Below are 26,914 nucleotides of genomic sequence, written 5' to 3'. Positions count from 1 at the left end.
ACTCGCGGTGCGGGAGGGAAGAGGGCGTGCGGGGCCCGGCCACCGTCGCTCAGGTGGCCCGGATGCCGCGCGGAGTGCTTCTGCGGGTCGGTGCGGAGTGGGTCGGTCGGGTCGGTGCTGATGCGGGTCGGTGTGGTGCAATGCGGGTCAGGTGGTGAGCCGGTTGCGGCCCAGGAACTGGGTGAGGCTGCGGAACTGGACCTGCTGGACCAGGACGGCGGCGACGATGATGCCGCCCTTGACCATGTTCTGGGCCTCCGTGGAGAGGCCGTTGATGGCGAAGAGGTTGGTGATGGTGGCGAAGATGACCACCCCGAGCAGGGAGCCGATGATGGTGCCCCGCCCGCCGCTGAGCAGTGTGCCGCCGATGATCGCGGCGGCGATCGCGTCCAGCTCGTAGAGGTTCGCCATCGCCGCCTGCGCCGAGTTGGCCTGGGCGGTGAGCATGATGGCGGCGATCCCGCAGCAGAGGCCGGAGAGCGCGTAGAGCAGCACGGTGTGCCGCTTGACGTTGATGCCGGCGAGCCGGGCGGCCTCCGGGTTGCCGCCGACGGCGACCGTACGCCGGCCGAAGGTGGTGCGGTTGAGCAGCACCCAGCCGGCCGCGACCACGGCGGCGAGGATGTAGACCAGCAGCGGGATGCCGAGCAGGCTGTTGCTGGCGAGCCCGTTGATGAAGCCGTTCTCCGACACCTGGGTCTGCTTGTCGGAGATCTCGGCGGCCAGACCCCGGGCGGCCACCAGCATGGCGAGGGTGGCGATGAACGGCACCAACCGGCCGTACGAGATGAGCAGCCCGTTGACCAGGCCGACCGCCAGCCCGACGGTGAGCGCGCTGAAGATCATGCCGCCGGCGCCGTAGCTCTGGGTGGCCACCGTGGTGCACCAGACGCCGGCCAGCGCGACGATCGCGCCGACGGAGAGGTCGATGCCACCGCCGATGATCACGAAGGTCATGCCCACGGTGACCACGCCGACCACGGCCGCCAGCTTGAGGATGCTCAGGACGTTGTCCCACACCCAGTCCGGGTTCGAGTACAGGTCGGAGCGGGTGAGGGCGCCGATCACGACGAGCACGACCAGCACCCCGACCAGGCCGAGGTTGCGGCGGGCACCCTCGCCACCCTCGCCCCGCCACCAGGAGATCCGGCCCGGGGCGGACGTTTTGTGGACCGCCCCGGCGGTCTCCGTGGGATCCACCGGCGGCGACTGCGCCGGCAGTTGCGCCGCCCGCTCCGGCGTCGCGGTGGGGGTGAGAGGCTCGCTCATGCCGCTGCGCCTTCCATCAGGGACCCCGCCATCACGAGGTCGAGCACGGTGTTCTCGTCGAGTTCGCCGGCCGGGGCCTCGCGGACGACCCGCCCCTCCCGCATCACCAGCACCCGGTCGGCCAGGCCGAGCACCTCGGGAACCTCACTGGAGACCAGCAGCACCCCGACGCCGCGCGCCGCCAGCCCCCGGATCACCTGGTAGAGCTCCGCCCGCGCGCCGACGTCGACACCCCGGGTCGGCTCGTCGAGCAGCAGCAGCCGGGTGTCGCCGAGCAGCCAGCGGCCGACCACCACCTTCTGCTGGTTACCGCCGGAGAGGGTGCGCACCGGCCGGCGTACGTCGCGGGGCCGCAGCTCCAGGCTCTCGGCGATCCGGTCGGCCTCCGCCCGTTCCCGCCCGGCGTCGGTGAACCCGGCGCGGGCGTAGCGGGCGAAGGTCGCCAGGGTCACGTTGCGGTAGATCGGCTCGCCCAGCAGCAGCGCCTGGCTCTTGCGTTCCTCGGGCGCCATCCCCATCCCGGCGCGCACCGCCGCACCGACGCTGCCGGGACGCAGCGCCCGGCCGGCCATCCGCACCGAACCGGCCTCGGCGCGGCGGGCGCCGTAGATGGTCTCCAGCAGCTCGGAACGGCCGGAGCCGACCAGCCCGGCGATGCCGACGATCTCACCGGCCCGGACGTCGAGCGAGACGTCGGCGAACTCGCCGGCCCGGGTCAGCCCCTCGACCGTGAGCAGCTGCGCGCCGTCGGCCGCGCCGGCCGGGCGGTCCGGGAAGACGTACTCGATGGTCCGGCCGGTCATCCGGCTGACCAGGTCGCGGGTCGGGGTGTCGCGGGCCGGCAGGTTCGCCGCGGTGGTCCGGCCGTCCTTGAGTACGGTGACCCGGTCGCCGATCTCGCGGATCTCCTCCAGCCGGTGCGAGATGTAGATGACGGCGATGCCCTGCGCGGTCAGCTCACGGATGATCCGGAACAGGTTGCCGACCTCGTCGTGGGCCAGCACGGCGCTCGGCTCGTCCATGATGATCAGCCGAGCCTCGTGGGAGAGCGCGCGGGCCATGCTGACGATCTGCTTGCCGGCGGCGGGCAGCGCGCGCACCATCCGCCCGGGCGGGATCTCGGCGTGGCCGAGCCGGCCGAGGATCTGCCGGGTGAGCCGGGCCATGGCGCCCCGGCGGACGAAGCCCAGCCGGCGCGGCTCGTGGCCGAGGAAGGCGTTCTCCGCGACCGAGAGGTCCTCGACCAGGTCGAGTTCCTGGTAGATCGTGGCGATGCCCGCGCGCATGGCGGCCTGCGGGTTGGCGAAGGTGGCCGGTCGGCCCCGCCACTCGACGAGCCCCGAGTCGGGCCGGTGCACCCCGGCCAGCACCTTGATCAGGGTGGACTTCCCGGCGCCGTTCTGCCCGAGCAGGCAGTGCACCTCGCCGGCCCGCACCTCCAACTGCACCCCGTCCAGGGCCCGTACGCCCGGGAAGGTCTTGACCACGTCGGTGAGGCGCAGCACCACCTCGCCCGCGGCGGTGTCGGCGGGCGTCTCGACCAGCGGGGTGCCCGCCGGGGTGAGGTGCGCCGCTGCGGCGGCCTGCTGCTCGGGTCGGGCCACGGTCTCCTCCTCGCGCTCACTCACGACGCCACCTCCGTTCGCGACTGCGGGGCTCGCAAACCCGGCTCACTCCTCGCACTCACGACGCCACCTCCGTTCGCGACTGCGGGGCTCGCAAACCCGGCTCACTCCTCGCACTCACGACGCCACCTCCGTTCGCGACTGCGGGGCTCGCAAACCCGGCTCACTCCTCGCACTCACGACGCCACCTCCGTTCGCGACTGCGGGGCTCGCAAACCCGGCTCACTCCTCGCACTCACGACGCCACCTCCGTTCGCGACTGCGGGGCTCGCAAACCCGGCTCACTCCTCGCACTCACGACGCCTCCCCGAAGGCGACGTCGCTGGCCAGCACGGCCGCGCCGGCCACGCCGGCGCGCGGGCCGAGTTCGGAGAGGACGACGGGAAGGTTGCCGGTGGCCAGCGGCAGCGACCGGCGGTAGACCACGCTGCGGATCTCGGCGAGCAGGATGTGCCCGAGCTGGGCGAGCCCGCCGCCGATCACGATCATCGACGGGTTGGTGAAGCTGACCAGACCGGCCAGCACCCCACCGACCCGCCGACCCCCGTCGCGGATCAGCTGGATGCAGGTCACGTCCCCCTCCACCGCGCCGCCGGCGACGTCCAGGGCGGTCACCGTGCCGTGCGCGGCCAGCCGTTCGGCCAGCGCGGGCGAGGCGCCGCTGCGGGCGACGGCGGTCGCGTCCTTGGCCAGCGCGGCCCCGCTGAAGAGCGCTTCGAGGCAGCCGACGTTGCCGCAGGAGCACATCGGGCCGTGCGCGTCGACCTGGATGTGGCCGATGTCGCCGGCGCAGCCGTCGGTGCCCCGGTAGACCTCGCCGCTGAGATAGATCCCGCACCCTATTCCGGTGCCGATCTTCACGAAGAGGAAGTCGTCCACGGAGTGCGCGACCCCGCCGTGCCGCTCCCCGATCGCCATGATGTTGACGTCGTTGTCGACCACCGCCGGGCAGCCGTGCTCGCGGGTGAGCAGCTCGCGCACCGGGAACCGGTCCCACCCCGGCATGATCGGCGGGGAGACCGGCACGCCGTCGCGGAAGCTGACCGGGCCGGGCACGCCGATGCCGACCGCGTCGAGCCGCTCGTAGGCGCCGTCCACCCGGGCCTTGTGCAGCAGCTCGTTGACCCGCTGGAGGATCACCTTCGGGCCGGTACGGATGTCGGCCGCCTCGGCGTACGCGGCGACCGGCTCCAGCCGGCCGTTGACCAGCTCGACGTCGATGGAACTGGCGCCGAGGTCGACGGCGGCGAAGCGCAGGCGTGGGCTCAGCTCGACGAGGGTGGAGCGGCGGCCACCCCGGGAGGCTGCCAGCCCCGCCTCGGCCACGTAGCCGAGGCTGACGAGCCGTTCCAGTTCCGCCAGCAACCGGGGTCGGGGCATCTGCAGCCGGTCGCCCAGCTCGGCCCGGGACACCGCGCCCTCGTCACGCAGCAGGCGCAGCAGCCGTACGTGCAGGGGGTCGACCGTCCGCACCGGAACTCACCTCTTCGCGGGCTCGTGCACATCGACGTGATGCCGAGGTGTCGTGCCCGACACAGTAGGAGTGTTCCGCGTCACGTGTCCAGAGCTTCGGCCGATTTGACGCAAACTTTTGTCCGTTCGAGCAAAAGCCTTCGGCGGATCAAGAAAAGCCGCGCCCCGACACGACCCACGAACGTCGAGACCCAGCCGCCAGCACCGCCGCAGGGGCTGCCGCCAGCACCGCCGCACACCCAGCCGCAGGCGCTACCGCGGGGGCTGCCGACGGTGATCAGGACGCCATGTACCTGAAAACCGGCGGGTAGCGTCCACCGCGTCCTGATCACCGGGGTGCTCACCCGTGCGGAGGCGGGCGGACCGGCACGCACTCACGCCAAGAGGCGGGCGGACCGGCACGCACTCGCGTCCAGAAGCGAGTGAGCGGGCAGCGCCATGGGCAGGCACGACACGCGCCAGGAGGGGGCGAGCGGCCAGCACGACACGCGCCAGGAGGGGGCGAGCGGCCAGCACGGAACGCGCCGCCGCCCCGGCACCGGAGGGGTGGCGGGGCGGCGGGGAGACGTGGTGGGGTGGGGTGGGGTGGACACCGTTCAGCGGCGGTTGGCGGCGTTGCGCTTCTTCTTCAACTTGCGGTCGTCGCGCAGTTCGACGTACGGCTCCTCGTCCGGGGAGTGGCCAGCCTCGATGGCGCGGCTGCGCTCCAGCTCGGCGTCGAACTCCGCACCGAGAAGGATCGCGATGTTGCTCAGCCAGAGCCAGATCAGGAAGATGATCACACCGGCGAGCGCACCGTACGTCTTGTTGTACGAGCCGAAGTTGCTCACGTAGAGCGCGAACAGGCCCGAGATCACCAACCAGATCACCACGGCCAGCACGCCACCGGGGCTGACCCAGCGGAAGCCGCCGTGCCGCGCGTTCGGCGACGCCCAGTAGAGGATCGCGAACATCAGGCTCACCAGGAGCAGCAGCACCGGCCACTTGGCGATGTTCCACACGGTCACCGCTGTCGAGCCCAGCCCGATCGCTTCCCCCACCTGCTCGGCGAGGCCGCCGGTGAAGACCACGATCACCGCGCTGGCCAGCAGCATCACGCCGATCACCGCGGTCACGCCGACGCGGATCGGCAGCGTCTTCCAGATGGGGCGCCCCTCCGGCACGTCGTAGATGGTGTTGGAGGCGCGCATGAACGCGGCGACGTAACCCGACGCCGACCAGAACGCGGCCAGCAGACCCAGGATGGCGGCGAGGCCGGCGAACCCGCCGCTGCTCTGTGCCTGGTCGATCGCCCCCTCGATGATCTGCCGGATCTCCCCCTGTGGCACCGCCTCGTTGACGGTGTCCTTGACGCCCTGCGTCGCGCCCGGACCGAGCAGCCCGAGGATCGAGACCAGCACCAGCAGGCCGGGGAAGATGGAGAGCACCCCGTAGTACGTGAGGGCCGCCGCCCAGTCGGCCAGGCTGTCGTCCTTGAACTCCCGCACGGTCCGGCGCAGCGCGGCCTTCCAGCCCACGCCCGGCAGCTCGGCCGGGCTGTCGGGGCCCTCGTCGGGCCCGACCGGGCCGCGACCCGGGCGGTGCCGCTCGGCACGCGCGTCGGCCCCCCGGTCGGCGCGGCCCGTCCGGCCGTCGGCCCCCCGGCCGGCGGGCAGCGCCCCGGCATCGTCGCGGTCGCGCCCGCTGCGGGCGGAAGACTCGTCGGAGGCCATCGCCCCTCCTCGTGATCGGTGTCAGTCCCCTCGACATGCCCAGGCAGCGGCCACCGTTAACCCTCAGCCGTAGAGCAACCTGCCCATCCGGCGCGAGGCGATCAGCAGGCCCAGGGCCATCGCCGCGAGCAGGTAGAGCACGTCGAGCACCCACTCCCAGCCGGCCGCGCCCACCGAGACACCGCGGACGAGGTGCACCGCGCGGTAGAGCGGCGTCACCTCCACCACCCAGCGCAGCGCGACCGGGTAGGACTCGGCGGGCACGAACGTGCCGGAGAAGAGGAAGAGGGTGAACTGGGCCGCCGCCATCAGGTCGAAGTCGTGCCAGCTGCGCATGAAGGTGGTGATCGCCATTCCGAGCGCGCCGAAGGCGAAGCCGACCAGCACGGCCGCCGGAAAGGCGACCAGCGCCCGCGCCGCGGTGGTCAGGTCCATCACCACCATCACCACCAGGAAGGCGGCCGAGTACGCGCTGCCGCGCAGCATCGCCCAGAGCAGCTCCCCCAGCGCGATCTCGAACGGCTGCACCGGGGTGGCGATCACCCCGTCGTACAGCTTCATCTGCTTCATCTTGCCGAAGAAGTTGAAGGTCGTCTCCGACAGCGCGCCGGACATGGCCGACGACGCGAGCATGGCCGGCGCGACGAACGCCGCGTAGGTGACTACCGCGCCGCCGGGCAGCGTGAGGTCGCCGACCAGCCTGCCGACCCCGACACCGATGGAGAGCAGGTAGAGCAGCGGCTCCACGAACCCGGAGACGAGCAGCAGCCAGTAGACGGCCTTCAGTGCCGCGACGTTGCGCTCGGCCACGGAGACCGAGCGGCGGTAGGCGGCGGAGACGGCGACCAGCCGGGGCAGGACGAGACCGACCACTGCGACCCTCCTAGACGACCAGCCTGCGACGGAACGCGCGCCGGGCCAGCAGCCAGCCGCCGGCCGCCCAGGCCGCGAGGTAGAGCAGGTGGCCGGCGGCCGACCACTGCGGAGCGACGCCGAGGGCCGCCGCCCGGCACAGGTCGACGCCGTGCCAGAGCGGGGTCGCGTACGCCAGCCAGCGCAGCGCCAGGGGCAGCGACTCGACGGGGAAGAACACGCCGGCGAAGAGCGTCATCGGGATCACCGCGAAGCGCAGCAGCATCGCGAGCCAACTGTCGACGGTGACCGTCGACGCGTACGCGAAGGCCGGCGCGGCGACAGCCAGCCCGAGCAGTGCCGTCACCGGCAGCGCGGCGAGCGCCCACGGCGGGCGCAACGCCCCGAGCAGGGCTGTCACCAGCAGGAACGCCGCGACGGTGGTGACCACCCGGAACACCACGAAGGCCAGGTGCCCGCCGAGGATGTCGCCCACCCGCAGCGGCGCCGCGCTCTGCGCGAAATAGGTCCTGACCCACTGGAAGTTGCCGAACACGGGCCACGTCGACTCGTTGACGGCCGTCTGCATCGCCGTCGACGCGATCAGGCCGGGCACGAGCCAGTCGAGGTAACGCACCCCGTCGATGCCCTGGTCGATGTAGGCGCCGACGCCGAAGCCGAAGCCGAGGACGGTCAGCACCGGCAGCAGGAACGACGAGAAGAGCCCCGCCCGCCAGGTACGCCGGTAGCCGACGAGATGGTGCGCCAGCACCGCCAGCGCCGGCACCCGCGGCAGTGCCGGACGTGCCCGTTCCCGCGCCGACTGCGCCACGCTCACGCGACCACCCCTGTCTCGCTCCGCGTCCACCACGGCCTTCCTACCTCGCGGGTACGACAGGCGGCGGCCACCCTGCGGCGCCCCGTCCCCCCGGCGCCCGTCAGCGCTGCCGGGTCGCGCGCAGCAGCGTCAGTACCGCGTAGCCGAGCAGCAGCAGCCCGGCACCCGTGCCGACGACGAGCCCCGCCGACACCGCCGTGGCGAGCGCGGTGACCAGCCCGGCCAGGGCGACGACGCACATCGCCGCCCCGAGCAGCCACAGCACCGGGTCGCGCAGCACCGGCACGAGGGGGAAGAAGTGCAGCCCCACCACGGCGCAGACCAGCACCGGGATGAACTCCGACCGACCGACGAGGGCGAGCAGGACGGCGCCGAGCCCGGCGGCGGCGAACTCGGCGAGGACGATCAGGAGGTAGCGACGGTCGGCGGCGCGGTCCCGGGTGAGCCTGGCGGTGGCGCGGCTGCGGGTCATGAGGACGGCGCCGACCACCGCCGTGAGCAGCGCGGCCCCGCTGGCGACCACCAGCAGGGCGCGCAGCGGCTGTTCGGCGGCCGGCACGCTGAACCAGATCGTCGCGAAGACGCCCAGATAGAGCGCGGCGAGCCCCGCCTCGCGGCGGGACTGGAACTCCAGCTTCGACATGGCACTCCCGGGTGCGTCGCGGGGCGCGTGACAGGCCGCCCGCCCGCCGATGCTACTTCCGGTCAGTCGACCAGGGTGCGGCCGGTGAGGTGGAGGAAGACGTCCTCCAGGCCGCTGCGGCGGACCAGTACGTTGGCCGGGTGCAGGCCCCGCTCGCCGACCTCGGTGACGGCCGCGTCGCCGTCGGGCACGTAGAGCAGGATCCGGTCGGGGAGCACCTCGACGCGCTCCCCCAGCCCGTCGAGCTTGCCGGCGAAGGCCTCCTGCGACTCGGCGGCGAACCGCAGCTCCACCACCTCCCGGGTGGAGTGCCGGTCGATCAGCGCGCGGGGCGAGCCCTCGGCCACGATCCGCCCGCCGTCCATCACGACCAGGCGGTCGCAGAGCTGCTCCGCCTCGTCCATGTAGTGCGTGGTGAGGACCAGCGTGACGCCCTGCTGTCTGAGCCGGAACAGCCGCTCCCAGACCAGATGCCGGGCCTGCGGGTCGAGGCCGGTCGTCGGCTCGTCGAGCAGGACGATCTCGGGCTCGTTGACCAGCGCGCGGGCGATGGTCAACCGCCGCTTCATGCCGCCGGAGAGGGGCTCGACCTTGCTGTCGGCCCGTTCGGTGAGCTGGACGAAGTCGAGCAGCTCGGCGGCCCGTGCCCGGGCCACCCGGCGGGAGATGCCGAAGTAGCGCGCGTAGGTGGTGAGGTTCTCCTGCACGGTCAGGTCGGGATCGAGGTTGTCGAGTTGGGGGCAGACACCGAGGCGGGCCCGGATCGCCGGCCCGTCGCGGACCGGATCCATCCCGAGGATGCGCAGCTCGCCGCCGCTGGGCGGGGAGGTGCACCCGATCATCCGCATGGTGGAGGACTTGCCGGCGCCGTTGGGCCCGAGAAAGCCGAACGCCTCGCCGGCACGTACCTCGACGTCGATGCCGTCGACGGCGGTGAAGTCGCCGAACCGCTTCACCAGCGCCCGTGCCTGGATGAGGGGTGGAGCCGTGGTCACCGCCCGACCATAACCTCCGGCACCGACACCCCCACCGGATCCGGCCCGGGCCGTCGCCGGGCGACAGGGGTGGGGGCCGGCGGCCGGAGTGGGGCCGGGAGTAGGGGTACGGGCACCCTGGTCAGGGCCTGTCCGGCAGCGGGAGAGCGACGAAGGCTACGGCGTGTAGCGGGATCGTGCGGCGAGGAGCTTGCGGTGGCGGCGGCGCGCGCTGGGCACCGGCACGTGCGGCTACCGGACCAGTATGGACGGACCGGATGCAATCCGCCGCCGGCTTGCCGCATTCCTACCAATTTCCGCCGCGCGGCCTTCCGCATATCCGGACTCAATTGCGCTCTCTCTGTGTGATCGGGGTTCAGATAAGTCACTGACTGCAATCAGGATCAACAATATTCCGCCCGCTATGCAATTCGCGTATCGTGCCCCCTCGTGCCACCAGTGCGTTCATCCGGCGAGCCCACCCCGCAGCCGTCCACCCCGAGCACCGGTTCCACGCTGGACGAGGGTCCGGTCCCGCTACCGCCCGAGGTGGACGACCGGGTCGACCCCGACGACACCGCGCCCGATCCGCAGGAACTCGCCGCGCAGTTCGAGGACGAAAGGCCCGGTCGGCAGCTCTCCGGGCCGATCGGCGTGCTGGTCACCGGAACGACGTCGGCGATCGCGCTGCTCGCCCTCCGGCAGGTGTTCGACCCGATGCCGCAGGGGAGCAAGTTCTATCTGATCATCTTCCTGGCCGGCATCCTGCCGATGGTCTTCCTGGCGTACCCCGCGGATCTGCGGCTGCCCCGGCGACTGCGCCGAACCGGCGCGGACGCCCCGACGATCGTGGTGCCGAACGTGCTGCTGGTCCGCAAGGACCTCGACGCGCACGTGGCCTGCGCGATCACCCGGACGGTGTTCGACAAGAAGGACGCTCTGGCCCAGGCCAACCCGGCCGCCAAGGGCATCAGCCTGGACAACGCCCGCAAGACCGACCCCGTACCGCTGCACCGCGGCGCGGTCAAGGCGTTGCAGGACCTCGGCGCCAGCTGATCCCGGTGCCGGGTCCGGGCGTCGCGCCCGGGCCCGGCACCCCGACCCCACCCCGGAGGGCCCGAGTGTCGCTCCCCACCCCCGGTCGGGTGCGCCGGCACCACCGGCCCGTCGACCACACCGACCGCCTGTGGTCGGTACGCACCCAGCTGCTCACGCCCATCCTGGTGGCCACGGCCGCCCTGTTGGTGCTGGGGTCCACCCAGACCGCCATCGCCATGGCCGCCGCCGACGACGCGGACCGCGCCCGGGTGCTGGCCGGCACCGCGACGGCCACCGTACGCCTGGTGCACGAGCTGGAGCGGGAACTCGGCGAGACGGCGGCCCTGCGCCAGCGGGGCGGCAGCACCGGGCGGTCCCTCGTCGACGCGCAGCGCCGACGGGTCGACGCGTCCGTCGAGCGGTACCGCGGTTCCAGCCAGGACGCCCGCCGCGCCGCCCCCGACCTGCGCCCGGTGCTCGACGGCGCCGACACGCAGCTCGGCCAGCTCGAACCGGCCCGCGGGTCCGCCCTGGGCGGCACCTCCGCCGACCCGGCCTACCTCTCGCTGGTCGAGTCGCTGCTCGCCGTCGCCGACGCGCTGCCGGCCCAGGTCCGCGACCGGGAGTTGGCCAACAGGGCGCGGGAGGTGGCCGCCGTGGCCGCCCAGGAGCACCTCGCCGCCGTGGAACGCGACCTGCTGCGCACCGTCTTCGTGCGGGGCACGTTGGCGAACGGGGAACTGGTCCGTCTCGGCCGGCTGCGGGGTGCGCAGGAGCAGCGTCAGGCCGAGTTCTCCCGGATCGCCAGCCGGTCGGCGGCGGACGCGTACACCCGGCTGGTCGCCGGCACCGACGTCGCCACGGCCCGCCGGATGCGCGACGGCGCGCTCAACGTGGAGACCGAGCCCGCCGGGCTGAAGACCGACGGCGACGCCTGGTACGTGGCCCAGAGCGGCGCCATCCGGCGGTACAACCTGCTCGGCCGGGAACTCTCCGAGGAACTCGACCGCGAGGCCGCCGGACTGACCAGGAACGCCCAGCTACGGGCCCTGATCACCGGCGGCACGACCATCACCGTCGCGCTGGCGTCGTTGACCGCCGCCGTGCTGCTCGCCGTCCGCACCAGCCGCCGGCTGCGTCGGCTGCGGGTCGCGGCGCTCACCATGGCGCACCACGAGCTGCCGGAGCGGATCACCGCCATCGCGGCCGGCGACGGCGCACCGGCCGACGGTGCGGCCACCCGCCTGACCGCCGGCATCGGGCAGGGCCGCGACGAGATCGCCCAGGTCGCGCAGGCCTTCGACACGGTGAACCGGGCCGCCCTGCGCCTGGCCGGCGAACAGGCCGAGGTGCGGATGGACGTGACCCGGATGGCCGAGGCCCTGGCCCGGCGCATCCGTACCCTGATCACCCGGCAGCTGCGGCTGCTCGACGAGTTCGAACGCGAGGAGACCGACCCGGACGCGCTGGCCCGGCTCTTCGCGCTCGACCACCTCGCCGCCCGCATGCGGCGCAACGGGGAGAACCTCCTGGTCCTCGCCGGCGGGGAGCCCGGCCGTACGCACGACGGCGCGCACCTGCTCGCCGACGTGGTCCGGGCGGCGGCCTCCGAGATCGAGGACTATCCGCGGGTGGACGTCGACGTGCCGGCCGCCGCGGTGCACGGCGGCGCGGTGGGCAACCTGGTCCACCTCCTCGCCGAACTGCTGGAGAACGCCACCGTCTACTCCCCGCCGGACACGCCGGTGCACGTCGACGGCCGGCGCACGATCGACGGCCTGACGTTGCGCGTGCACGACCAGGGCATCGGCATCAGCGACAGCCGGCTCGCCTCGATCAACGAGCGGCTGCTCGCCCCCGCGATGCTCTCCAGCGCCTCGGCCGGCAGCATGGGCCTGCACGTGGTGGCCCACCTGGCGGCCCGGCACGGGGTGCGGGTGCAACTGCACAACAGCGGCGCGGGCACCGTCGCGCAGGTGGACGTCCCGGAGTCGGCGCTGACCCGGGTCGAGGACGTCGCCCCGCGCCCCGCCCCGGACGCGCGTACGCCGGCCGCCCAGGGGGTGCGTACGCAGCCGCCGCCCGCCCCGGAGGCGCGTACGCAGGCGCCGGTCGTGCCCGCGCAGACCGCCTGGTTCCGGCCCCGCAGGGCGGCCGGTGGTCCCGCCGCCGTACCCGACCCGGCCAGCGTGCACCGCGCGCCGACGATCACGCTCCCGGTGCTCGGTGCGCGCCCGGCCGGGCCGGGCGACGGCGCGTCGACCCCACCGCGTCCCGCGTCGACCCCGCCCCTACCGCCCCCGCCCACCGGGGCCGGACTGCCACGCCGCACCCGGGGCGGGCAGCTTCCGGTCGCGCTGCACGAGGCCCCGCCGGCGCGGCCGGCGGGCGACCTGCTCGACCCCGAGGTCGTACGGTCCCGGCTGTCCTCGCTCGCGGAGGGAGTCGCCGCCGCGACCCGACGTACCCAGACGACACCCCCCAGGAGAAACCCATGACCCCCTCAGTGAGCCCCGGCCTGGACTGGCTGCTGGCCAACTTCGCCGAACAGGTGCCGGACGTGTCGCACGCCCTCGCGGTGTCCGGCGACGGGCTGCGACTGGCGGCCTCGCCCCACCTCGCGCCCGACCAGGTGGACCAGCTCTCCGCCGTGATCAGCGGCCTGGCCAGCCTGACCGTCGGCGCCGCCCGGCTGATGTCGGCCGGCCGGGTACGCCAGCAGATCATCGACATGGACGGCGGCGTGATGCTGGTGATGGCGGTCGGCGAACGCGCGCTCGTCGGGGTGCTCGCCGCGCCCGGCTGCGACCTCGGCCAGATCGGCTACGAGACCGCCATGCTGGTCCAGCGGGTGGCGGAGGCCCTGGAGCCGGCGGTCCGGACGTGACCGGACGCGCCTCCCGGCTGCTGGCGGCCCTGCTGGCGACCGTGCTCGCCGCCGGCTGCGGCACGGCCGAGGCGGGGCCGCAGCCCTGGCACGGCGGCCGGATCTTCCTCGCCACCGGCAACACCACGGGCGTCTACTACCAGCTCGGCGGCGGCTACGCGGACGTGATCAGCCGCCACCTGCCCGGCTACGAGGCGCGGGCCGAGCCGACCGGCGCGTCCGTGGAGAACATCAACCGGCTGTCCAGCGGCGACATGGAGATCGCCTTCAGCCTCGCCGACACGGCGGCGGACGCCGTCGCCGGGCGCGGGGCCTTCGCGGGCCAGCCACAGCCGGTCCGGGCCCTGGCCCGGGTCTACAGCAACTACACCCACGTGATCGTGCGCGCCGACGCGAAGATCACCAAGCTGTCGGGGCTGCGCGGCAAGCGGGTCTCCACCGGCTCGCCGAAGTCCGGCACGGACGTCATCGCCGGGCGTCTGCTGACCGCCGCCGGCCTCGACCCGGACCGGGACGTCGTCCGGGCCACGCTCTCCCTGCCGGAGACCGTGAAGCGGATGCGGGCCGGCACGCTCGACGCGATGTTCTTCTCCGGTGGCCTGCCCACGCCGGGCATCGCCGACCTGCTGACCAACGCGCCAGGCAGGTACGTGCTGCTGCCCGTCGCCGACCTGACGGAGCCGCTCACCGCGCGCCACGGATCGGTCTACACCACCGCCGAGCTGCCGAAGGAGGCGTACCGGACGAGGAGCGGGACACCGACGGTCACGGTGGCGAACGTCATCCTGGTCAACGCCGACATGCCCGACCAGCTGGCGTACGACCTGACCCGGCTGCTCTTCGCCCACCAGGCCGACCTGGTGGGGGTGCACCCGGAGGCCGGCAACTTCACCCAGCAGAGCGCCCCGGGCACCGACCCGATTCCGCTGCACCCCGGGGCCGCCCGGTTCTATCAGCGCGGCTGACCCGGGCCGCTCAGACGTCCGCCGGGGCGGTGGCGGCGCGGGCCTCGGCCACGAGGCGGTCGAGCTCGGCGAGCACCTCGGGGGAGTCCGTCGGGGTGCCGGGGTCGACGCGGACCGTCCAGGTCAGGCCGTCCACGCCCGGCACCCGGCGTGCCGCGACCCGGCCGGCGCCGCCGGGCACCGGGTGGTGCCGCGTGTACGCCACCGACCGGGTGACCCGCTCGCGCACCTGGTGCGGCAGCTCCCCCGGGTCGAGCAGCAGGTGGCTCTCCGCGGGGCGGTCGGCCACCACCAGGTAGCCGTCGCGCTCGGCGAGCGGCTCGGCCGGCGTCACCGTGAGTTCGCGGCCGGACCAGACCGCCTTGAGCACGTCGTGCCAGCCCAGCCGGTGCGCCCGGCCGGGCAGCCAGAGCCCCAGGTTGCTGGCGACCACCACCCCGCCGCCCCCGCCGTCGCCGACGGCGGCCCAGGCGAGCACCCGCTCGTCGGCGGCCAGCGGCGGCCGGTCGGCCTGGGGCAGCTTCGACCTGCGGCGGAACAGTCCCATCTAAAGCCCTCCCGCGGCCTGCTCGCGCAACGCCCGGGCGTGCTGCTCCAGCGACAGCAGCTCGCCGAAGGCGGCGAAGTACTCGTCCTTGTTGTTGACCGGGTTGATCCGCTGGATCCGGGACTTGAGGTCCTTGATCCGGCCGGTGACGGAGCCCCACTGCAACCGGGCCATGGTGATCGAGACGTAGCGCGGGTCGGGCTCGCCGTCGATGCGCAGCGGCTCCACGGCCAACTCTCCGACGAGCGCCCGCGCGGCCAGGTCCTCGCAGGCGTCGCGGACCGACTCGATCCAGACCGCCCCGCCGGTCGCCGCGGCGGCCCCGCCGGCGGCTGCGACGGCCGCCCGCACCGCCGCGTGTACGGGGTGCCGGTACTCCGACGCCTCGACCGCGTCGAACATCGGCCCGGCCAGCACCGGCTCCTGGAGGGCGAGCTTCAGCGCCTCCCGCTCGACCATCGAGTGCGGGTTGTCGACGACCGGTTGGGCAGGGGCGGGCCGGGACGCCGGCGTGGCGTCCCGGCCGGGTGCGGCCGACGCGGCGGCCAGCACGGCCCGCTGCACCGGCTCGATCTCCATGCCGAGGTCCCCGGCGAGCTTGCGGACGTACTCCGGACGCTTCTCCCGGTCCTTGAGCTTGGCGACCAGCGGCGCGGCCCGGCGCATCGCCTCCACCCGGCCGTCGACGGTGTCGAGGTCGAAGCGGTTGATCACGTGCCGCAGCGCGAAGTCGACCAGCGGCTCGCGACGGGCGACCAGGTCGCGCACGGCCAGGTCGCCCTTGGCCAGGCGCAGGTCGCACGGGTCCATGTTGTCGGGGCTGACCGCGATGAACGTACGCCCGACGAAGCGCTGGTCGTCCTCGAAGGCGCGCAGCGCGGCCTTCTGGCCGGCGGCATCCCCGTCGAAGGTGAAGATGATCTCACCGGCCACGTCGTCGGTGTCCAGCAGCAGCCGGCGCAGCACCCCGATGTGGTCGGCGCCGAACGCCGTGCCGCAGGTCGCCACGGCCGTCGGGACCCCGGCCAGGTGGCAGGCCATCACGTCGGTGTAGCCCTCGACCACGACCACCTTGCCCTGCTTGGCGATCTCCCGCTTGGCCTGGTCGACGCCGTAGAGGACGTGCGACTTCTTGTAGATGGGCGTCTCGGGGGTGTTCAGGTACTTCGGGCCGTCGTCGTCGTCGAAGAGCTTGCGTGCGCCGAAACCGATCACGTCGCCGGCCAGGTCGCGGATCGGCCACATCAGCCGGCGGCGGAACCGGTCGATCAAGGTGCCGGAGCGCGACGGCCGGGACAGCCCGGCGGCGACCAGCTCGTCGTGGCTGAAGCCCTGCTGGCGCAGCTGCTTGGTGAGCAGGTCCCAGGCGTCGGGCGCGAACCCGCAGCCGTAGCGCTCGGCGGCGGCCCGGTCGAAGCCGCGCCGGGCCAGGAACTCCCGGGCCGGGCGGGCACCGGCGGTGCCGAGCTGGGCGCGGTAGAACTCGACGGCGGCGGCGTGCGCGGCGACGAGGCGCTGCCGCTGCCCCTGTTGGGGACGCGGGCGCGGCGCGGTGGAGTCGTTCTCGACGTAGCGCAACTGGATGCCGGCGCGGTCGGCGAGCCGCTCGATCGACTCCACGAAGCTGAGGTGCTCGGCGTCCATCAGGAACTTGATCGCGTCGCCGCCGGCGCCGCAGCCGAAGCAGTACCAGACGTTGCGCGCGGGCGAGACGTTGAACGAGGGGCTCTTCTCGTCGTGGAACGGGCACAGCCCCTTGAGGTTGCCGCTGCCGGCCGACCTCAGGGTCACCGTCTCGGAGATGACGTCGGCGATCGAGCTGCGCTCCCGGACCAGCGCGATGTCCTCGTCCCGGATCCGCCCAGCCATGTCCGCCACCCCCTCGGCGTACATCCTGCCCTGCCGCACCGACGCCGCGCCGTCGGGGGACGCCGCGGGTGGCGCCGACCGCCGCCACCTCGGCGGTCGCGCCCGCGTCCGGACCCGGTCCCGGCCGCCCGGCCCGAATCAGCGCGGGCGGCGCAGGTAACGGCGCACCGGCGGTGGGTCCTCCTCCTCGTACGAGCGGACGGCCCGGACGGCCGCGGCCAGGCCGGAACGGCGGACCCGCGGTGGCGGGTGGACCGCCGGGTCCCGGGCCATGTCCCGGAGCAGCGCGACGGCCAGGCCGAGCATCACGCCGACGAACGGCAGGGCCACGAGGATGGTCGCCTGTTGCAGCGCGTCCAGCCCGCCCACCAGTAACAGCACGGCGGCGACCGAGCCGATCAGCACCCCCCAGAGCACCACCAGCACGCGGTGCGGACGCAGGGCGCCCCGCGAGGTCAGCGAGCCGAGCACCAGCGACGCCGAGTCGGCGCTGGTGACGAAGTACAGCGCGATCAGCACCATGGCCAGCACGCTGGTCAGGGTCGCCAGCGGCAGCGCCTCCAGCAGGCCGAACAGGGCCTGCTCGGTGCCCGCCCCGACGTCGGCGACCAGGTCCCGGGCACCGGTGGCCTGCGCCCGCAGCCCGCTCCCGCCCAGCACCGCGAACCAGACCGCGCTGGCCCCGCTCGGCACCAGCAGCACGCCGACGAGGAACTGCCGGACCGTGCGGCCCCGGGAGATGCGGGCGATGAACGTGCCCACGAAGGGCGCCCAGGAGATCCACCACGCCCAGTAGAAGATCGTCCAGGAGCCGAGCCAGGACGGATCGGAGAAGGCGCCGGTGCGGGTGGACATGAAGACCAGGTTGCTCAGGTAGTCGCCCACCGCGGCCGGCAGGACCTCCAGCGTGTAGATGGTCGGTCCGACCGCGAATACGAAGAGCATCAGCAGCACCGCCAGCAGCACGTTGGTGGTGGAGAGCCACTTGATGCCCCGGTGCAGCCCGGAGAAGGCGGAGATGACGAAGGCCAGGGTGAGCGCGCCGATCACGACGAGTTCCACCGTGGTCGTGTCCGGGATCCCCGCCACCAGGTCGAGGCCGGCGGCGACCTGGAGTGCGCCGAGGCCGAGGCTGGTCGCCGAGCCGAACACGGTGGCGAAGACGGCCAGCAGGTCGACCGCGCGGCCGGCCACGCCGTCGGCACGGTCCCCGAGCAGGGGATGGAAGGCAGCCGAGATCCGGTTCTCCCGGCCCCTGCGGAAGGTGGAGTACGCCAGCGCGAGCGCCACGACCGCGTAGATCCCCCAGGGGTGCAGCGTCCAGTGGAAGAGGGTGTACTGCATCGCCGTGGCGCCGGCCGCGCCGGTCTGCGGTGCGACGCCGGTGGCCGGCGGTGGGGCCGCGTAGTGCTGGACGGGCTCGGCGACGGCGAAGAAGACCAGGCCGATCCCCATCCCGGCGCTGAACATCATGGCCACCCAGGCCAGCGTGCTGAACTCCGGTTGGTCGTGGTCGGCGCCGAGCCGGATCCGCCCGAACCTCGACGCCGCGATGACCACCGCGAGCACCAGGAAGGCGTCGGCGGCCACCACGAAGAACCAGCCGAAGGTCTCGATCACCCAGGCCAGGCCGGTCTCGCCGAACCCGGCCAGGGAGTCCCGGGCCAGCACGCCCCACGCCACCACGGCCAGTACGCCGCCGACGCCGAACGCCAGCACCGACCGGTCGATGCGGCCCTCGGCGTGCGCCCGGTCGCGTACCTGCCCGCTCATCGCCACCCCCTGCCCATCCTGCTGGGCCGGGGGAGGCACCCGGGCGACATCGGGCGTGAACCACCCGCCGCCGCTCCGACTTCCACCGACGACGGATGCGCCGGCGTCCACGACGGTGGACCTGACGCCGCGTCAGGATCAAGTCAGCCGGTCGGGATGCCGGATGCCGCCCGCAAGTGCCCTGAAGCAGGGCTCCCGGTGTCCGCTCAAACCGGGACGGCGGCGGACTCCTCGGCCTCCACCTGCCGGTTCCAGTCGGGCTTGCTGGCGCGCCAGCCCTCGTCGTCCAGGCCGCGACGCCAGTAGCCGGAGATGGACAGCCGCTCACGGGACACCCCGCGCTCGACGCGCAGCAGGCGGCGCAGCTCCTTGACGAAGGTAGCCTCGCCGTGCACGAAGGCGTGCACCTGTCCGGGCGGGAACTCCAGGGCGCGTACGGCCGCGACCAGTGCCTCCCCGACCGGGCGGTCGCCCCGGTGCAGCCAGGTCAGGCGCACCGCGCCCGGGCTGGCCAGCGGCTGCTCCTCGGTCGGGTCGGCGACCTCGACGAAGACGGTGGCCGGGGCGCCGGCGGGCAGCCGCTCCAGGGCGGCGGCGATCGCCGGCAGCGCGCTCTCGTCGCCCACCAGCAGGTGCCAGTCGGCGTCCGGGCTGGGGGCGTACGCCCCGCCGGGGCCGACGAAGGGCACCGGGTCGCCGGGGCGCAGCGCGGCCGCCCACGGCCCGCCCAGCCCCACGTCACCGTGGTGCACGATGTCGACGGTCAGCTCGCCGGCCGACGCGTCCCAGGCCCGCACCGTGTACGCGCGCAGCCGGGGCCACTTCTCCCGGGGCAGGTCACGGCGGAGCACGTTGAGATCCGCCGGGATCGGGTACCGCGTCCCCGGCGCCGGAAAGACGATCTTGATGTAGTGGTCGGTGAACTCGCCCACCGGCAGGCCGGTCAGCTCCTCACCCCCGAGCACCAGCCGGACGACGTGGGGGGTGGGCCGCACGGTGCGCAGCACCCGGGCGGTGGTGACCTTGATGGGGCGTTCCGTCATGTCGGTTAGGTTAGCCTAAGTTGGCTCGGCCGCCCATCCCCGTCATCCCCTCGGCGGATGACCGGTTCCCACACCGCGCACCAGCCGCCCGTGCCAGGCGACGGCTCCCGGGTCGGTCAGCGAGGCGACCTGGTCGATCACCACCCGCAGTCGGGCGGCGTCGTCCGGCGCGGCCGACCAGAGCGGGGCGAAGACGGGATCCAGCCCGTCCGGCGCCCGGTCGGCCAGGGTGTGCACCAGCTCCGCCAGGATCTCCCGCTGCCGCCGGTAGCGGTCCCCCGAGCCGGGGCGACGCATCACGTACCGCAGGGCGATCCCCTTGAGCAACGCGCACCGCGCCCGGGTACGCCGGGGCACCACCAGGTCGGCGGCGTACCTGCGGTGCGGACCGGAACCGTACCGCTCCTGTGTGGCCGCCACCACGGCCGAGACGAAGCGGCCCGTCAGCACGCTGGTCGTCTCCTTCAGCGCCGCCTGCGCACGGTGGCTGCCGTCGTAGCCGGCCAGCGGGGCGAGCACCGGGTCGTCGAGCAGCTCCAGCAGCACGTCACCGAGGTCGGCCGGGGACTCGCCGGAGTAGGTGGCGGCGACGTCGGCGCAGAGCGCCGCCCGCTCCTGCGGGTCGTGCAGCAGCGGGCGCAGCGTCACGTACCCGCCGTGGATGCCGTCCTCGACGTCGTGCACCGAGTACGCGACGTCGTCGGCCCAGTCCATCACCTGCGCCTCCAGGCAGCGCCGGTCGTCACCCCGGCCGCCGGCGCGCAGCCAGGCGAAGAGCGGGAGGTCGTCGTCGTACGCCCCGAACTTGCGCACGCCGGGCCGGCGCGGCCACGGGTACTTGCTGACCGCGTCGAGCGAGGCGCGGGTCAGGTTGAGGCCAACGGACGTCCCGTCCGGGGCGAGAACCTTGGCCTCCAGGCGGGTCAGCACCCGCAGCGTCTGCGCGTTGCCCTCGAAGCCGCCGCACCCGGCCGCCAGGGCGTCGAGCGCGTCCTCGCCGTTGTGCCCGAACGGCGGGTGGCCGAGGTCGTGGGCGAGCCCGGCGGTGTCGACCACGTCCGGGTCGCAGCCCAGCCGCGCCCCCATCTCCCGGGCGATCTGCGCGACCTCCAGCGAGTGGGTCAGCCGGGTACGCAGGAAGTCGTCGGTGCCGGCCGTGTGCACCTGGGTCTTCGCGGCGAGCCGCCGGAACGCCGCCGAGTGCAGCACCCGGGCGCGGTCCCGCTCGTACGCCGACCGCCCGTACCCGGTGTCCTTCGGCGGCTCGTCGACCCGACGGGCGACGTCCGGATCGTCCGGCCCCGGACGGTCAGCCCGCACGCTGCCGCAGCACGCAGAACTCGTTGCCCTCCGGATCGGCCAGCACGGTCCAGTCCACCTCGCCCTGACCCACGTCGACGTGCCGGGCTCCCATGTCGACCAGCCGCTCGACCTCGGCCTCCAGGTCGTCGGGGCGCAGGTCGATGTGCAGCCGGTTCTTGGTGGTCTTGTCGTCGGCGACCGGCACGAAGACGATGCCCGGCAGCCGGTCGGCGGCCCGGCGGATCTCCACCTCGTCCGGTTGCTCGGTGACCACCTGGTAGCCCAGGGCCTCGGCCCACCAGCGGGCGAGCCGGGCGGGGTCCCGGGCGTCGACGGTCAGGCTCTCCCAGGCGCTGCTCATGCCGATCAGGTTACGCCCGCGCGCCGCGGACGGCTCGCCGTCGCCGCGCGGGCGACGGATGCACAACCTCCGAACAGTCGAGAGTTGTCGGCCGATCGCCGACGGTTACGGGATCGCGGTCCGGCATGGCCGGCGGTAGCGTTCCCAGCGCGGAACGTGACCAGAGTGACGGCCCGACGGTAGGGAGACACCCGTGGACGCGGACACGATGATGGGAACGGAACTGTCGGGGCTGCGCCTGCGCCGCCCCGAGGTGGCGGGCACGGTGCTGGCCGGCACCGACGGCCTGCTGATCTCCAGCGACCTGCCGGCGACGGACGCCACCCACCTGGCGGCGCTCGCGGCGGCCAGCTTCGGCCTCGGCCACCGGGTGGCCGACACGGTGCGGCACGGCGAGTTCCGGGAATCCGTGGTCCGCACCTCGGCCGGCGCCGTCGTCACCTACCCCGCGGGGCGCAACGCCCTGTTGACGCTGGTCGCCGACGCCAGCGCCGACCTGGAGGAGCTGCACGCCGACGCGCGGGCGGTGGCCCGGCGCACCGGCTCGGTGCTGGACACCAGCCGCCGGGTCGGGGTGGCGCCGGTGCGCGAGGCACACGCGGCGCTCGCGGCCCGCACCTCGGGCGGCCGGCTCCCCCGGCGGGTCAGCTCGCACGCCTGGCGTCGCCCGCCGATCTGAGCAGACCCGGGAGTCGGCCGCGACCGACTCCCGTCCCACGCTGCGGTCGTGCCGGCACGGGCCGCCCGCACGACAGCGGCGGCGGACCCGCTCCCCCGGGTCCGCCGCCGGCCTGTTCCCACCTGCCGCGTCAGCGGCTGTCGGAGCCGTCCGTCTGAACCGCCGCGCGGCCGGCCTCCAGCCGGGCGACGGGCACCCGGAAGGGCGAACAGGACACGTAGTCCAGGCCGACCTCGTGGAAGAAGTGCACCGACTCAGGGTCACCGCCGTGTTCGCCGCAGACGCCGAGCTTCAGCTCCGGCCGGGCGGCCCGGCCCTCCTGCGCGGCGATGCGCACCAGCCGGCCCACGCCGTCCCGGTCGATCGACTCGAACGGCGAGATGCCGAAGATGCCCAGCTCCAGGTACCGCCAGAAGAAGGCGCCCTCGACGTCGTCGCGGGAGAAGCCCCAGGCCATCTGGGTCAGGTCGTTGGTGCCGAAGGAGAAGAACTGTGCCGCCTCGGCGATCTGGCCGGCGGTCAGCGCCGCCCGGGGCACCTCGATCATCGTGCCGATCAGCACCTCGACGCCGCTGTCCCCGACCACCTCGGAGATGATCTTCTCGGCCTCGGCGCGGACCGTCTCCAGCTCCTGCACCGCGCCGACCAGGGGGACCATGATCTCCGGCCTGGCCACCGCGCCACCACGGGTGACGGTGACCGCCGCCTCCGCGATGGCCCGGACCTGCATGGCGAACAGGCCGGGGATGACCAGGCCGAGACGGACGCCGCGCAGACCCAGCATCGGGTTCTCCTCGTGCATCCGCCGGACCGCGGCGAGCAGCGCCTCCTCCTGCGCGACGTCCTCACCGCGTTCCTGGGCGACCGCCACGTTGACCGCGAGCTGCTCCAGCGGGGGCAGGAACTCGTGCAGCGGCGGGTCGATCAACCGGACGGTGACGGGCATCCCGTCCATCTCCCGGAAGATCTCCTCGAAGTCCGCGCGCTGCAACGGGAGCAGCGCGGCCAGTGCGGCCTCCCGCTCGGTGTTGTCGCGGGCAAGGATCAGCCGTTCGACCAGCTCACGACGGTCGCCGAGGAACATGTGCTCGGTGCGGCACAGCCCGATGCCCTCCGCGCCGAAGCGCCGGGCCCGGGCGGCGTCCGCGCCGGTGTCGGCGTTCGTGCGTACGGCCAGCCGCCGCTTGGCGTCGGCGTGCGACATGATCCGGTGTACGGCCCGGACCAGCGCGTTGTCGATGTGCTCGGGGTCGAGGCTGCCCTCGAAGTACTGCACCACCTCCGACGGCATGACCGGCACCTCGCCGAGGTAGACCTTGCCGGTGGTGCCGTCGATGGAGACGACGTCGCCCTCGACGACGGTCTGCCCACCGACGACGAAGCGGCGCTGCGGGACGTCGACCTCGATCTCGTCGGCGCCGGAGACACAGGTCTTGCCCATGCCCCGCGCCACCACGGCGGCGTGGCTGGTCTTGCCGCCGCGCGAGGTGAGGATGCCCTGGGCGGCGATCATGCCGTTGAGGTCGTCCGGGTTGGTCTCGCGCCGGACCAGGATCACCGACTCCCCCTCGGCGGCCCGTTCGACCGCGCGGGCGGAGGTGAAGACCACCTTGCCCGACGCCGCGCCCGGCGACGCCCCGATCCCCTTCGCCACCGGCTGGAGATCGTGGTCGAGCCGGAACCGCGGGAACATCAGCTGGGCGAGCTGCGCGCCGTTGACCCGGTGCAACGCCTCGTCGAGGTCGATCAGGCCCTCGTCGACGAGCTGCCCGGCGATCACGAACGCCGCCGCGGCGGTGCGCTTGCCGACGCGCGTCTGGAGCATCCAGAGCTTGCCGCGCTCGATGGTGAACTCGATGTCGCAGAGATCGCGGTAGTGGCCCTCCAGCCGGGCCATGATGCCGAGCAGTTCGTCGTAGGACTTCTTGTCCAGCCGCTCCAACTCCTGCAACGGCACGGTGTTGCGGATGCCCGCGACGACGTCCTCGCCCTGGGCGTTGGCCAGGTAGTCGCCGTAGATGCCCTGGGCGCCGCTGGCGGGGTCGCGGGTGAACGCGACGCCGGTGCCGGAGTCCGGACCGAGGTTGCCGAAGACCATCGCCACCACGTTGACCGCGGTGCCCAGGTCGGCCGGGATCCGCTCCTGGCGGCGGTAGAGCACCGCACGCTCGGCGTTCCACGACTCGAAGACCGCGCGGATGGCCAGGTCGAGCTGCTCGCGCGGCTCCTGCGGGAACTCCCGGCCGGTGTGCCTGAAGAAGATCTTCTTGTACGCGTCGACCAGCCCGCGCAGGTCGTCGGCGTCGAGGTCGAGGTCGTCGCGGGTGCCCTTGGCCCGCTTGGCGTCGTCGAGGGCGTGCTCGAACTCCTCGCCCGGCACCTCGCACACCGTCTTGCCGAACATCTGGATCAGGCGGCGGTAGGAGTCCCAGGCGAACCGGTCCGCGCCGCCGGGGGCGGACTGCCCGCCCGAGCCGCCGGCCTGCCGGGCGAGCCCCTGGACGCTGCGGTCGTTGAGTCCGACGTTGAGGACGGTCTCCATCATGCCGGGCATGGAGAACTTGGCGCCGGAGCGGACGGAGACCAGCAGCGGGTCCTCCGGGTCGCCGAGGCGCTTGCCCATCGCCTGCTCCAGCGACGCGAGGTGCGCGGCGATCTGCCCGGCGAGGCCGTCGGGCTCCGCCCCGGTGGCGAGGTACGCCTTGCATGCCTCCGTGGTGATCGTGAAGCCCGGTGGGACCGGCAGGCCGAGATTGGTCATCTCGGCCAGGTTGGCCCCCTTGCCGCCGAGCAGTTCCTTGAGGTCCTTGTTGCCCTCGGCGAAGGCGTAGACGTACTTGTGTTCCACCGTCTCTTGCGTTGCCACCAGAGCCCTCCCACGCGCGCCGGTCCGACACTTAACGAAGGTTCAGTTGCTCCCATTACCCCGGGACGGACCACCGGCAATCCCCGGTACCGAGCCGGCCGGTGGGCGAAGGCTAAGCGAACTTCGGGTGGCTCGGGACCGTTCGGTGACAATCGGCACAACCATCACGACCATCCGCGTTCGTGCCGGTATCTGGGAACGCTTCCACGCGCACGATCACGCATTTCCCGCTTCGCCTCGTAGTCTTGGCCGCAGGCATTCGGTGAACTTCACCTTTGCCATAACCGACGCAAATACACCCCTGGAGAGCCGACACCGTGCCACCCGTTCCCACCGCCGCCCCGGAGCCGCTCGACCCGTCCAGCGCCGCGACGGGCGAGCGGTCGGCCGGGTACCCCGACCTACCGGTCCGCGAACCGGCCGCCACCGAGCTGGCCCGGGCGGCGACCCGGGCCGCCGAGGACGCCCTCGCCCCGCCCGCCGAACTCGGCGACGACGTGCCCGCCCCGCCGGCCCGGACTGCCGGCGACCCGCCCGCTCCGGCCGCCCGCATGCGGCTGGGCGACGTCGTGCCAGCCCCCGAGCGGGTCGCGCCGGTCGCGGGCGCCGACTTCGTACTCACCTCCGACACGGTGGTCCGGGCGGGCCCCGGCGACGCCCACGCCGTCGCCGGGCAGCTCGCCGCCCTGCTCCGGCCGGCCACCGGCCATCCGCTGCCGGTGACCGGCGACACCCGGGCCGAGCCGGCCGGCGACATCACGCTGGCGCTGGTCGACTCCGACGACCTCGGCCCCGAGGGCTACCGGCTCGACGTGGCCGCCGACAGGGTACGGATCGAGGCCGCCACCCGGGCCGGGCTCTTCTTCGGGGTACAGACGGTGCGGCAACTCCTGCCCGCCGCCATCGAGAGCGCGACGCCCGTCGCCGAACGCTGGGCGCTGCCCGGGGGCTCGATCACCGACCGGCCCCGCTTCCCGTACCGGGGGGCGATGCTCGACGTGGCCCGACACTTCTTCGGCGTACCGGACGTACTGCGGGTGATCGACCACCTGGCCCGCTACAAGCTCAACCACCTGCACCTGCACCTCACCGACGACCAGGGCTGGCGGATCGCCGTCGACTCCTGGCCCCGGCTCGCCGAGGTCGGCGGGGCGAGCGAGGTGGGCGGCGGCCCGGGCGGGCACTACAGCCGCGACGACTACCGGCGGATCGTGGCCTACGCCGCCGAGCGGCACGTCACCGTGGTGCCGGAGATCGACCTGCCGGGGCACACCCACGCGGCGCTGACCGCGTACGGCGAGCTGGCCCCGGACGGCGTCGCGCCACCGCCGTACACCGGCACCGAGGTCGGCTTCAGCTACGTCGACCCCACGAGCGAGCGGACGTACGAGTTCGTCGCCGACGTGCTGGGCGAGCTCGCGGCGCTCACCCCCGGGCCGTGGCTGCACATCGGGGGCGACGAGGCGTTCAAGGTGCGCCCCGACGCGTACGCCGCCTTCATCGAGCGGGCACAGCGCATCGTCGCCGCGGCCGGCAGGAGGGTGCTGGGTTGGCACCAGATCGCGCCCGTGGCCCACGCCGAGGGCCGTGTGCTCCAGTGGTGGGGCACCGACGGCGCGGACCCGGTCACCGCCGACGCCGTCCACCGGGGGGCGCGGCTCGTCCTCTCTCCCGGCAACCACGCCTACCTCGACATGAAGTACGCCCCGGACACCCCGATCGGGCACGACTGGGCGGGCCTGATCGACGTGCGGCGGTCGTACGACTGGGATCCCGGCGCCCACGTGGCCGGCGTGCCGGCCGACGCGGTACTCGGGGTGGAGGCGCCGCTTTGGACCGAGTCGGTCACCTCGCGGGCGGAGGTCGAGTTCATGCTCTTCCCGCGCCTGCCCGCGATCGCCGAGCTGGGCTGGTCACCCCGCGCGACGCACGACTGGGCCGGGTTCCGCGACCGGCTGGCCGGACACGGCCCGCGCTGGGCCACCGCCGGCATCGCCTTCCACCGCTCGCCGGAGATCCCCTGGCCCGCCGACCGGCAGCCCACCGCGCCGAAGACGGCGATCCCCACCCAGCCGGAGCGGCCGACACCCGCCGGGCCACCGACGGCGATCCCCACCCAGCCGGAGCGGCCGACACCCGCCGGGCCACCGACGGCGATCCCCACCCAGCCCGGCCCCCCGGCACCCGCCGGATCGCAC

At 73.6% G+C, this 26,914-nt stretch carries 20 protein-coding genes and 1 pseudogene; 6 read left to right on the top strand and 15 right to left on the bottom strand.

Annotated elements, in window-relative coordinates; all coding sequences use genetic code 11:
• Positions 1–147: 147 nt before the first annotated feature.
• The 8 genes from KBX06_RS20810 to KBX06_RS20775 form a co-directional block, all read right to left on the bottom strand.
• Positions 148–1,269: an ABC transporter permease gene (locus tag KBX06_RS20810; protein WP_210837643.1), complete on the bottom strand. Its 1,122-nt coding sequence runs from the start codon at positions 1,267–1,269 to the stop codon at positions 148–150.
• Positions 1,266–2,777 carry a sugar ABC transporter ATP-binding protein gene (locus KBX06_RS20805; protein ID WP_210837709.1) on the bottom strand — a complete coding sequence of 504 codons (1,512 nt, stop codon included), beginning with the start codon at positions 2,775–2,777 and terminating at the stop codon, positions 1,266–1,268. The genes KBX06_RS20810 and KBX06_RS20805 overlap by 4 nt, the downstream gene beginning before the upstream one ends.
• Positions 2,778–3,188: 411 nt before the next feature.
• On the bottom strand, positions 3,189–4,367 hold the full coding sequence (locus KBX06_RS20800) for an ROK family protein (RefSeq protein ID WP_210837641.1): 1,179 nt from the start codon (positions 4,365–4,367) through the stop codon (positions 3,189–3,191).
• Between the two features lie 596 nt (positions 4,368–4,963).
• Positions 4,964–6,079 carry a YihY/virulence factor BrkB family protein gene (locus tag KBX06_RS20795; RefSeq protein WP_210837639.1) on the bottom strand — a complete coding sequence of 372 codons (1,116 nt, stop codon included), beginning with the start codon at positions 6,077–6,079 and terminating at the stop codon, positions 4,964–4,966.
• Between the two features lie 63 nt (positions 6,080–6,142).
• Positions 6,143–6,952, bottom strand: a complete 810-nt coding sequence (locus tag KBX06_RS20790; protein WP_210837637.1) for an ABC transporter permease — start codon at positions 6,950–6,952, stop codon at positions 6,143–6,145.
• Positions 6,953–6,962: 10 nt separating this feature from the next.
• Entirely contained in the window at positions 6,963–7,763 is an 801-nt protein-coding gene (locus KBX06_RS20785) for an ABC transporter permease (protein WP_210837707.1), read from the bottom strand.
• A gap of 106 nt (positions 7,764–7,869) precedes the next feature.
• Positions 7,870–8,412 (bottom strand): hypothetical protein, encoded by a 543-nt coding sequence (locus KBX06_RS20780; RefSeq protein ID WP_210837635.1) that lies wholly within the window; start codon positions 8,410–8,412, stop codon positions 7,870–7,872.
• A 62-nt stretch (positions 8,413–8,474) separates the two neighbouring features.
• Positions 8,475–9,407, bottom strand: coding sequence for an ABC transporter ATP-binding protein (locus KBX06_RS20775; RefSeq protein ID WP_210837633.1), 933 nt, complete (start codon positions 9,405–9,407; stop codon positions 8,475–8,477).
• A 429-nt stretch (positions 9,408–9,836) separates the two neighbouring features.
• Here KBX06_RS20775 and KBX06_RS28525 point away from each other — a divergent pair, with 429 nt between their 5' ends.
• The 4 genes from KBX06_RS28525 (at position 9,837) to KBX06_RS20755 (ending at position 14,276) form a co-directional block, all read left to right on the top strand.
• Entirely contained in the window at positions 9,837–10,442 is a 606-nt protein-coding gene (locus KBX06_RS28525) for a TAXI family TRAP transporter solute-binding subunit (protein ID WP_307854701.1), read from the top strand.
• Positions 10,443–10,507: 65 nt separating this feature from the next.
• Entirely contained in the window at positions 10,508–12,922 is a 2,415-nt protein-coding gene (locus KBX06_RS20765; protein WP_210837631.1) for a sensor histidine kinase, read from the top strand.
• Positions 12,919–13,311 carry a roadblock/LC7 domain-containing protein gene (locus tag KBX06_RS20760; protein ID WP_210837629.1) on the top strand — a complete coding sequence of 131 codons (393 nt, stop codon included), beginning with the start codon at positions 12,919–12,921 and terminating at the stop codon, positions 13,309–13,311. The genes KBX06_RS20765 and KBX06_RS20760 overlap by 4 nt, the downstream gene beginning before the upstream one ends.
• Positions 13,308–14,276: a TAXI family TRAP transporter solute-binding subunit gene (locus KBX06_RS20755; RefSeq protein WP_210837627.1), complete on the top strand. Its 969-nt coding sequence runs from the start codon at positions 13,308–13,310 to the stop codon at positions 14,274–14,276. Before KBX06_RS20760 ends, KBX06_RS20755 begins: the two co-directional genes overlap by 4 nt.
• A 10-nt stretch (positions 14,277–14,286) precedes the next feature.
• Here the strand turns inward: KBX06_RS20755 and KBX06_RS20750 are convergent, their stop codons facing one another.
• The 6 genes from KBX06_RS20750 to KBX06_RS20725 all read right to left on the bottom strand — a co-directional run bounded on the left by KBX06_RS20750 (position 14,287) and on the right by KBX06_RS20725 (position 21,171).
• The gene (locus KBX06_RS20750; RefSeq protein ID WP_210837625.1) at positions 14,287–14,823 is read right to left on the bottom strand and encodes a hypothetical protein; all 537 of its coding nucleotides are present in this window, start codon (positions 14,821–14,823) and stop codon (positions 14,287–14,289) included.
• On the bottom strand, positions 14,824–16,716 hold the full coding sequence (gene dnaG / locus KBX06_RS20745) for a DNA primase (RefSeq protein WP_210837705.1): 1,893 nt from the start codon (positions 16,714–16,716) through the stop codon (positions 14,824–14,826). It abuts the gene before it with no gap.
• A gap of 114 nt (positions 16,717–16,830) precedes the next feature.
• Positions 16,831–18,465, bottom strand: coding sequence for a BCCT family transporter (locus tag KBX06_RS20740; RefSeq protein WP_210837623.1), 1,635 nt, complete (start codon positions 18,463–18,465; stop codon positions 16,831–16,833).
• A gap of 206 nt (positions 18,466–18,671) precedes the next feature.
• On the bottom strand, positions 18,672–19,508 hold the full coding sequence (locus KBX06_RS20735; protein WP_210837621.1) for a siderophore-interacting protein: 837 nt from the start codon (positions 19,506–19,508) through the stop codon (positions 18,672–18,674).
• 42 nt (positions 19,509–19,550) lie between these two features.
• The gene (locus tag KBX06_RS20730; RefSeq protein ID WP_210837619.1) at positions 19,551–20,828 is read right to left on the bottom strand and encodes a deoxyguanosinetriphosphate triphosphohydrolase; all 1,278 of its coding nucleotides are present in this window, start codon (positions 20,826–20,828) and stop codon (positions 19,551–19,553) included.
• Complete coding sequence (locus tag KBX06_RS20725) at positions 20,818–21,171, bottom strand: VOC family protein (RefSeq protein WP_210837616.1); 354 nt, start codon at positions 21,169–21,171, stop codon at positions 20,818–20,820. Before KBX06_RS20725 ends, KBX06_RS20730 begins: the two co-directional genes overlap by 11 nt.
• A 193-nt stretch (positions 21,172–21,364) precedes the next feature.
• Between KBX06_RS20725 and KBX06_RS20720 the strand changes: the two genes are divergently transcribed.
• Positions 21,365–21,850 (top strand): roadblock/LC7 domain-containing protein, encoded by a 486-nt coding sequence (locus KBX06_RS20720; protein WP_210837614.1) that lies wholly within the window; start codon positions 21,365–21,367, stop codon positions 21,848–21,850.
• A gap of 130 nt (positions 21,851–21,980) precedes the next feature.
• Here the strand turns inward: KBX06_RS20720 and ppdK are convergent, their stop codons facing one another.
• On the bottom strand, positions 21,981–24,716 hold the full coding sequence (gene ppdK / locus KBX06_RS20715; protein ID WP_210837612.1) for a pyruvate, phosphate dikinase: 2,736 nt from the start codon (positions 24,714–24,716) through the stop codon (positions 21,981–21,983).
• A gap of 317 nt (positions 24,717–25,033) precedes the next feature.
• Here ppdK and KBX06_RS20710 point away from each other — a divergent pair.
• A pseudogene (locus KBX06_RS20710) lies at positions 25,034–26,800 on the top strand (family 20 glycosylhydrolase); the annotation flags it as partial.
• Between the last annotated feature and the right edge of the window lie 114 nt (positions 26,801–26,914).

Origin of the sequence: Micromonospora sp. C31 (assembly GCF_018070575.1) — a bacterium.
Taxonomy (GTDB): domain Bacteria; phylum Actinomycetota; class Actinomycetes; order Mycobacteriales; family Micromonosporaceae; genus Micromonospora.
This window is presented reverse-complemented; position numbering and strand designations above follow the sequence as displayed.

What these genes read in the sequence shown, in the direction of transcription:
- KBX06_RS20810 (WP_210837643.1), bottom strand. Translation starts at nt 1,269, where the DNA reads ATGAGCGAGCCTCTCACCCCCACCGCGACGCCGGAGCGGGCGGCGCAA.
- KBX06_RS20795 (WP_210837639.1), bottom strand. Translation starts at nt 6,079, where the DNA reads ATGGCCTCCGACGAGTCTTCCGCCCGCAGCGGGCGCGACCGCGACGAT.
- KBX06_RS20780 (WP_210837635.1), bottom strand. Translation starts at nt 8,412, where the DNA reads ATGTCGAAGCTGGAGTTCCAGTCCCGCCGCGAGGCGGGGCTCGCCGCG.
- KBX06_RS20760 (WP_210837629.1), top strand. Translation starts at nt 12,919, where the DNA reads ATGACCCCCTCAGTGAGCCCCGGCCTGGACTGGCTGCTGGCCAACTTC.
- KBX06_RS20750 (WP_210837625.1), bottom strand. Translation starts at nt 14,823, where the DNA reads ATGGGACTGTTCCGCCGCAGGTCGAAGCTGCCCCAGGCCGACCGGCCG.
- dnaG (WP_210837705.1), bottom strand. Translation starts at nt 16,716, where the DNA reads ATGTACGCCGAGGGGGTGGCGGACATGGCTGGGCGGATCCGGGACGAG.
- KBX06_RS20740 (WP_210837623.1), bottom strand. Translation starts at nt 18,465, where the DNA reads ATGAGCGGGCAGGTACGCGACCGGGCGCACGCCGAGGGCCGCATCGAC.
- KBX06_RS20735 (WP_210837621.1), bottom strand. Translation starts at nt 19,508, where the DNA reads ATGACGGAACGCCCCATCAAGGTCACCACCGCCCGGGTGCTGCGCACC.
- KBX06_RS20725 (WP_210837616.1), bottom strand. Translation starts at nt 21,171, where the DNA reads ATGAGCAGCGCCTGGGAGAGCCTGACCGTCGACGCCCGGGACCCCGCC.